We start from the raw sequence: 7,504 nt of genomic DNA on the forward strand, positions 1-7,504 counted from the left end.
GCCGGCCGGCCCTGATGTCGGGCGCACCTCCGGCAAGCAGGAGCGCCTCGAAAACCTCATCATGCAGTATGTGCTGGAGGTGGAGTGAATAAAAGCATATCGCACTGGTGTATGCCAGGGCTTTATTAGCGGATACAAACGCCATGCGGGAGCATGGCCAAGGAGGAGAAACCATGAAAAGGTTTGTTCTGGTGGTTCTGGCGCTTATGATGGTCGTTTCCTATTCATTCGCGCAGAAGAATGTTCTGGTCGGTGTCGCGATGCCGACCCAGTCCCTGCAGCGATGGAATCAGGACGGTGCCAATCTGAAAGCCAAACTCGAAGCAAAAGGCTACAAAGTTGTGCTCCAGTATGCGAACAATGATGTCAACACGCAGCTGCAGCAACTGGAAAACATGATCACACAGGGCGCGAAAGTGCTGGTGATCGCCTCGATCGACGGCTCGGTTCTGTCGGATGTGCTCAAAGAAGCAAAAAGCCTCAATGTACAGGTGATCGCCTATGACCGGCTCATAATGAACACGCCGAATGTCGATTATTACGCAACCTTTGACAATTTCAAGGTCGGCCAGATTCAGGGCAGCTATATCGAGTCGACACTTGGTCTTAAACAAGGCAAAGGTCCTTACAATATCGAGCTTTTTGCCGGTTCTCCGGATGACAATAACGCCCTCTTTTTCTTCAATGGTGCGATGAGCGTTCTGCAGCCCTACATCGATTCAGGCAAACTTGTCGTTCCGAGCGGCCAGAAAAATTTCACTACAATCGCAATTCAGAGCTGGGATTCAGGAAAAGCCCAAGCAAGAATGGACAACCTCATCACCGCTAATTATGCCCAGAACAAGAAACTCGATGTTGTTCTTTCTCCGAATGACAGCATTGCGATTGGCATTATCGCCTCGCTTAAAAACAATGGATATGGAACCGCGAGCAAACCATATCCGATACTGACAGGCCAGGACTGCGACAAGCCGAACGTCAAAGCCATTATCAGTGGTCAGCAGTCGATGTCAGTATTCAAGGATACCCGTGACCTAGCAGCCCAGGTTGTCGATATGGTCGATGCCATCATGTCCGGCAGAACGGTACCCGTTAATGATACGAAGACCTACAATAACGGAGTGAAGGTTGTGCCATCGTATCTTTGCACTCCAGTATTCGCCGACAAGAGCAATTACAAAAAAATCCTTATTGACAGCGGATATTACAAGGAATCTGATATACAATAAGCAGCACCTGTAATATCAGCAAAATGAAGATTGGCCTCCGAAAAATGTTCCGGGAGCCAATCTTCTTGTATTGGCACGGGAATCAAAATGTACGGAGGGGTACCCCTTGGAAAGCAATTTCATTCTCGAGATGAAGAACATCACAAAGCAATTTCCGGGCGTAACCGCGCTGAAAAATGTCTCCCTGGCGATAAAACAGGGAGAAATTCACGCAGTCGTAGGGGAAAATGGCGCGGGGAAATCGACCCTCATGAATATTCTGAGCGGCGTTTATCCTCACGGCACATACACTGGACAGATAATATTCGAAAACAAGGAACGCATATTCCGGGATGTGCGCGACAGCGAAAAAATCGGTATAAGCATCATTCATCAGGAACTCGCCCTGTCTCCATATCTGTCCATAGGAGAGAATATTTTCCTGGGGAATGAACGCGCGCGCAGGAGCATAATCAACTGGGACAAGACCTACAGCGATGCCAAAGAACTTCTGGAACTCGTCGGGCTCAAGGAAAATCCCCATGTGGCAATCAAGGATATCAGTGTTGGCAAGCAGCAGCTTGTCGAAATAGCCAAAGCGCTATCGAAAAAGGTCAGACTTCTCATCCTCGATGAGCCGACTGCTTCGCTGAATGAGGATGATTCGGAGCATCTTCTGAATCTTCTTCTAAATCTGAAGAAAAAAGGTCTTACATCTATCCTTATTTCTCACAAACTGAATGAAATATCACAGGTAGCCGATTCCATTACAATCATTAGAGATGGCGAAGCGATCGAGACTCTTGAAAAAGATAAAGATGTCATCAATGAAGACAGGATCATCAAAGGAATGGTCGGAAGAGAACTTGTTGACCGTTTTCCCAAACGCGTTCCCAAAATAGGGAAAGTATCTTTTGAAATAAAAGACTGGAGTGTCTTTAGCCCCCTGAATCCCGATCGACAGATTATAAAGAATGCTCAAATTACGGTTCGTCAAGGAGAAATTGTCGGCATTGCAGGCCTCATGGGAGCAGGGCGCACTGAACTTGCAATGTCTGTTTTCGGTCGATCATATGGGCTTCATATCAGTGGCAATTTGATAAAAGACGGGAAAGAATTGCATATCAAAACAGTGCGACAGGCCATTGACCATAAAATTGCCTACACAACAGAGGACAGAAAAACGGCAGGGCTCAATCTCATAGGAGATTTGAGGCAGAATATTACAATCGCGGCACTTGGCAAGATATCTTCTCATTTTGTCATAGACAATGAAGAGGAAATCAAAGTATCTGAATTGTACAGAAAAAAGTTGAATATACGTTCCTTGAATATCTACCAGAAAGCGGGGGATTTGTCTGGCGGGAACCAGCAAAAAGTAGTGTTGAGCAGATGGATTTTCGCTGAACCTGATGTTCTCATTCTCGATGAACCGACTCGCGGAATAGATGTTGGCGCAAAATTTGAAATATATACTATTATCAATCAGTTGGCTGATGAAGGCAAATCAATCATATTCATATCTTCCGAACTCCCGGAAATTTTGGGCATATGCGACCGGATTTATGTAATGAGCAACGGGAAGATAGTCGGGGAATTCCCGAAATCGGAAGCTACGCAGGAAGGCATCATGAAATGTATCATGCAGAGCATCGGAGGAAATACCAATGGAGAATATTAAGTATTTTTTCAAGAATAACATCCGGCAGTACGGGATGCTTATTGCGCTAATCTTTATAACCATATTCTTCCAGATCATGACGAATGGCATTCTGCTGGTACCGATGAATGTGACGAATCTGATTCTCCAGAACGCCTATGTGTTCATACTGGCAATAGGAATGACTATAACCATCCTCACGGGCGGCAACATAGATTTGTCGGTCGGCTCGGTGGTGGCTTTTATAGGAGCAATCTGCGGCACTTTGATTATTACAATGAAAGTAAATGTAGGTATTGCGCTTTTCCTGGCGATAGCGATCGGTTTTATTATCGGGGTATGGCAAGGCTTCTGGATTGCATATATAAGGATTCCGGCATTCATCGTCACACTTGCAGGCATGCTGCTTTTCAGGGGACTGACCATTTTCATGCTCAAGGGACTGACGATCAATCCTTTTCCTGAAGTTTTCCAAAAAATAAGTTCAGGTTTCCTGCCAGATTTGGCCAAGGGAGCTTTTGGTAAATATCATTCTACAGCAATATTGACCGGCATAGTAGGAACTGTGATCTATATTATCTATCAAGTAAAACGCCGCGCCTCGCAGCGCAGGAACGGATTCGATATTATGTCCTTTCCTCTTTTTTTGTTGCAGATAATACTAATTTCAGCTTTTATCATGCTGTTCTCGATTTGGCTCGCTGCTTATAAGGGCCTGCCAGTTATTTTTGTCATAATTGGCGTTCTGATTTTAGCGTATTCATTTTTTACAAATCGCACAGTGCCCGGAAGATATCTCTATTTCATGGGCGGCAATGAAAAAGCTGCACGCCTTTCGGGTATCAATACCAATAAAGTCCTGTTTTTTGCCTATGTGAATATGGGAGTGCTCGCTGCTGTCGCAGGTATTGCCTATACAGCCCGGCTAAATGCTGCTTCGCCGCAGTCGGGCCTCAACTTTGAACTTGATGCGATCGCGGCATGTTTTATTGGAGGCGCTTCAGCGTATGGTGGAATTGGTACGATAATTGGTTCCATCATCGGCGCATTGGTAATGGGCGTTCTGAACAATGGCATGTCGATTCTCGGCATCGGCAGCGATGTGCAACAGATCGTCAAGGGATTGGTTCTTCTTTTTGCTGTGGCATTTGATGTGTTGTCCAAAAAGAAGAGCAGATAGATTATGCACAAAGGGGGGAGGCAGCTATGATAGAAGGAAGCACTGGAATGCAAACAGCAAGAAAATTGCGCTATGGCATGGTTGGCGGCGGCAAGGGTGCGTTCATTGGTGATGTCCATCGCCGCGCGATTGCTCTGGATGGGCTCGCAGAGCTGGTAGCAGGCAGTTTCTCCCAGAATTATGACAACACGTTAGAAACAGGAGCGAATCTCGGGCTCTCCAGAGATCGCCTCTATGCGACCTGGGCCGAAATGGCCGAAAAGGAAGCGGCCCGGCCCGATGGCATCGACTTTGTATCGATCGTAACGCCGAATGCCCTGCATTACCCTGTGGCCAAGGTATTTCTGAATGCCGGCATCAGCGTTGTGTGCGACAAGCCGCTCACGTTCGAAGAAGCCGAAGCCCGTGAGCTCGGAGAACTTGCGAAAAAGAAAGGGCTTCTTTTCGGCGTGACCTACACGTACACCGGGTATCCGGCTGTCAAACAGGCGCGCGAGATGGTCCAGCGCGGCGATATAGGCGAAATTCGATTCGTCAACGCCGAATATCCCCAAGAATGGCTTGCGACACCTTCCGAGAGAGAAGGGTCCAAGCAAGCTTCATGGCGGACGAATCCCGCGCTTGCCGGCAAATCGAACTGCGTGGGCGACATCGGGAGCCACGTCGAAAACATGGTCTCCTATGTGACAGGCCTCAAAATCAAAGCGCTCTGCGCGCGCCTCGATACCTTTATCGAAGGCCGACCGCTCGATGACAATGCGACGATTATGGTTGAATATGAGGGCGGCGCAAAAGGCTTGTACTGGGCCAGCCAGATCGCGATCGGCTACGATAATGGCCTCAGATTCAGGATTTTTGGAACGAAGGGAACTCTCCAGTGGTCCCAGGAAAACCCGAACTATCTTGTAGTATCGAAACTTGGCGAACCGACAAGGGTGCTCTCGCGCGGGCGCGATGCATTCTATCCCCATGCCCAATCGTATTCTCGCATTCCGTCCGGCCACCCCGAAGGCTACTTCGAAGCCTTTGCAAATATTTACAAGACCTATATTTCTGCGCTTGCTAAAATCAAGGTCGGCGATAAGCCTTCTCCTGAGGAACTCGATTTCCCGACAGCAGAGGATGGCGCGCTTGGCGTGCGGTTTATCAATAAATGCGTCGAAAGCTCGAAAAAGGGCGCTGTGTGGGTCGAATTCTGAATAAAGGAGCCTGAATTTTTATTGAGTTTAGGAATCCACATCCTTTGGCGGTGGTCATGTGCTGACTGGCTATGCCTTAAGATGGAACCGGCATACAATAGGGCTATGGCCAAATGGAAAAAAATTTGCCCATGTGGTGCACCAATGTAGTTATCATATTATATGGACGCCGAAATATAGGTATCGGATTCTCGAAAGAGAAATTGCAAAAATAGCAGAAGAAAAGATATGGGCAACATGCGAATGGAAAAACGTAGAATTACTCGAACTAAATGTAATAAAAGACCATGTGCATATGGTGGTGACCATACCACCGAGGGTATCGAAATCAAACTTTGGTGGTTGGTTGTTGACTCCTCTACAGGCCCAACAGTATTCTCCCCTATCCCTCATTTTGTACAATTGGCCGCATACCAGCGCTACTCCTAGCAGCTCTTGCGCCGCTCATCTATCCTTCAGAATCTTTCAGCTGCGCAAACGACTTGATGTCCATGAACGCCTTTGGCGTTACGAAAAGCCGCATGCTTAGCAAGAACAGCAGGCCGATAATGCCGCTGACAAGAAAGCCCGCATCCGATCCGAGCATGTCCGATATTTGGCCGGTGTAGAGCGAACCAAGGGGCGTTGAGCCAACAAATACAAGGTTATAAGCGGCCATGACTCTGCCTCGCATGGCAGATGAAGACTGTATCTGCACGGATGTATTGCACATTGTGGCGAACGAGGACATCCCAAAGCCGCATGCGGCCAGCAATATCGCAGAAATGATGAAATTCCGCTGCAATCCGATCAGGATCATGGCAATCGACAAAATAAAGCCAGCCCCGAAAATGAACCCTGGTTTTGGTTGGAGTGCACGTCCGCCAAGAGCCATTAGTATTCCCGCGAGCATAGCGCCGACTCCCATGGCGGACATGAGAATGCCATAGCGGTCTGCTCCAAGCCCCAGTGTCAACTTGGCATAGCTTGGTATGAGAATGTTGAAATTCAGCAGAAATGTTGTGATTACGCCAACTATTGCAAGCAAGAGGCCTATGCTTTTTCGCTTTTTTATGTATGCCAGCCCTTCTCTGATGTCGCTTCGGTAGTGACCTGATTTGGGTGCGTATGCGACTCTGCCTGAACGCATTGCCCACAGGCTCGCTATGACGGCTAGATAGCTCAGCGCATTGAGCGCAAACGTCCATGGTATACCAATGGCGGCAATGAGCGCCCCGCCAATCGCAGGACCAATGACACGTGCGATATTGAAAATTGTGCTGTTGAGCGCGATGGCGTTCACCACAGCGTCCTTGTCCTCGACCTGCTCGGACACAAAGGACTGCCGCGCGGGCCAGTCGACGGCTGTCACAAGACCTGTAAATGCCGCTATAGCAAGAACATGCCAATATTGCTCGCGTCCGCTGAATACAATCGCTGCCAGTAGCGCCGCGGAAAATGCGAAAAGACTCTGCGTCCATAAAAGTATGCTTCGTTTTGGGTAGCGGTCCAGGATCGGACCGATAAAAAGAGATAGGAGGAGCGAGGGAAGATACTGCACGCTGGTCAGAATGCCGAGCTTGAGCGGCGAGTTGGTCAGTTTCAGGACGAGCCATGCTTGGCCGGTATTTTGCAGCCAGGTGCCGATTACCGATATTCCTTGCCCTACAAACCAAAGTCGGTAATCGCGCGAAGCAAGTGCTGGGAGGCGGTCTTTTATGCTCATTTTCTATGTAGTGGCAATATCGACGATTACAGCCCGCAAATGCAACTGCAAATCCCTGGCCCGGGCTGTAGTTATGAGCATATAGAGTTTGTGCTTGGCTTGCAATAGTTTAAAAAAGGGGTCTGACCCCTTTTTTAACTTTTCATCGGCAGGGCCCGCCACGTTGGTCAACTCGAGCGGAACTCAGGCTGGGTCAGCCCCTTTGGCGTTATTCTCTACCGCGCTCACGCTGTATGTAGTAGAATGCTGTATGTAACACAAATATTAGAGCATTCCATTGGTAGAGGAGCCGCGATGAGAAAGAAGAAAGCTTTGGGGCGATTGCTGGCAGCTTTTTTCTTGGTGATGTGCGCGAGCATCGCTTTTGCACAGCCGCAAGAACCTACACTGGCCGACTTGCCTTCAATTCTCGACCATATGCTCGACAATCACTATATGCCGTCGGCGCAAGTGGGGCTTGGCAGTTTTACGTATACGGACACGCAGCTGCCAACGCCTTTTGCCCGTTGGTTCGAGGATGAGCTCAGGCTCGCTTTTGCAAAGACTGCCAAG

General features: G+C 48.4%; 7 protein-coding genes. 6 read left to right on the forward strand and 1 reads right to left on the reverse strand.

Annotation, left to right across the window (positions count from 1 at the left end; translation table 11 throughout):
- Positions 1 to 173: 173 nt before the first annotated feature.
- From chvE to tnpA, 5 genes are all read left to right on the forward strand, one after another.
- Entirely contained in the window at positions 174 to 1,229 is a 1,056-nt protein-coding gene (gene chvE, locus GAP13_RS12025) for a multiple monosaccharide ABC transporter substrate-binding protein (RefSeq protein ID WP_158908555.1), read from the forward strand.
- 106 nt (positions 1,230 to 1,335) lie between these two features.
- Positions 1,336 to 2,889: a multiple monosaccharide ABC transporter ATP-binding protein gene (gene mmsA / locus GAP13_RS12030; protein WP_503473385.1), complete on the forward strand. Its 1,554-nt coding sequence runs from the start codon at positions 1,336 to 1,338 to the stop codon at positions 2,887 to 2,889.
- On the forward strand, positions 2,876 to 4,048 hold the full coding sequence (gene mmsB, locus GAP13_RS12035) for a multiple monosaccharide ABC transporter permease (RefSeq protein WP_158908556.1): 1,173 nt from the start codon (positions 2,876 to 2,878) through the stop codon (positions 4,046 to 4,048). The genes mmsA and mmsB overlap by 14 nt, the downstream gene beginning before the upstream one ends.
- 26 nt (positions 4,049 to 4,074) lie before the next feature.
- Positions 4,075 to 5,247: a Gfo/Idh/MocA family protein gene (locus GAP13_RS12040; protein WP_186338848.1), complete on the forward strand. Its 1,173-nt coding sequence runs from the start codon at positions 4,075 to 4,077 to the stop codon at positions 5,245 to 5,247.
- Positions 5,248 to 5,380: 133 nt separating this feature from the next.
- Positions 5,381 to 5,776 (forward strand): IS200/IS605 family transposase, encoded by a 396-nt coding sequence (tnpA, locus tag GAP13_RS13345; RefSeq protein ID WP_371710029.1) that lies wholly within the window; start codon positions 5,381 to 5,383, stop codon positions 5,774 to 5,776.
- Here the strand turns inward: tnpA and GAP13_RS12050 are convergent.
- Positions 5,696 to 6,952 carry an MFS transporter gene (locus tag GAP13_RS12050; protein ID WP_158908558.1) on the reverse strand — a complete coding sequence of 419 codons (1,257 nt, stop codon included), beginning with the start codon at positions 6,950 to 6,952 and terminating at the stop codon, positions 5,696 to 5,698. The two genes, tnpA and GAP13_RS12050, sit on opposite strands and share 81 nt — an antisense overlap.
- Before the next feature lie 294 nt (positions 6,953 to 7,246).
- Between GAP13_RS12050 and GAP13_RS12055 the strand changes: the two genes are divergently transcribed.
- On the forward strand, positions 7,247 to 7,504 hold a 258-nt coding region (locus GAP13_RS12055), incomplete at its 3' end, for a hypothetical protein (RefSeq protein ID WP_158908559.1).

Origin of the sequence: Rectinema subterraneum (assembly GCA_009768935.1) — a bacterium.
Classification (GTDB): domain Bacteria; phylum Spirochaetota; class Spirochaetia; order Treponematales; family Rectinemataceae; genus Rectinema; species Rectinema subterraneum.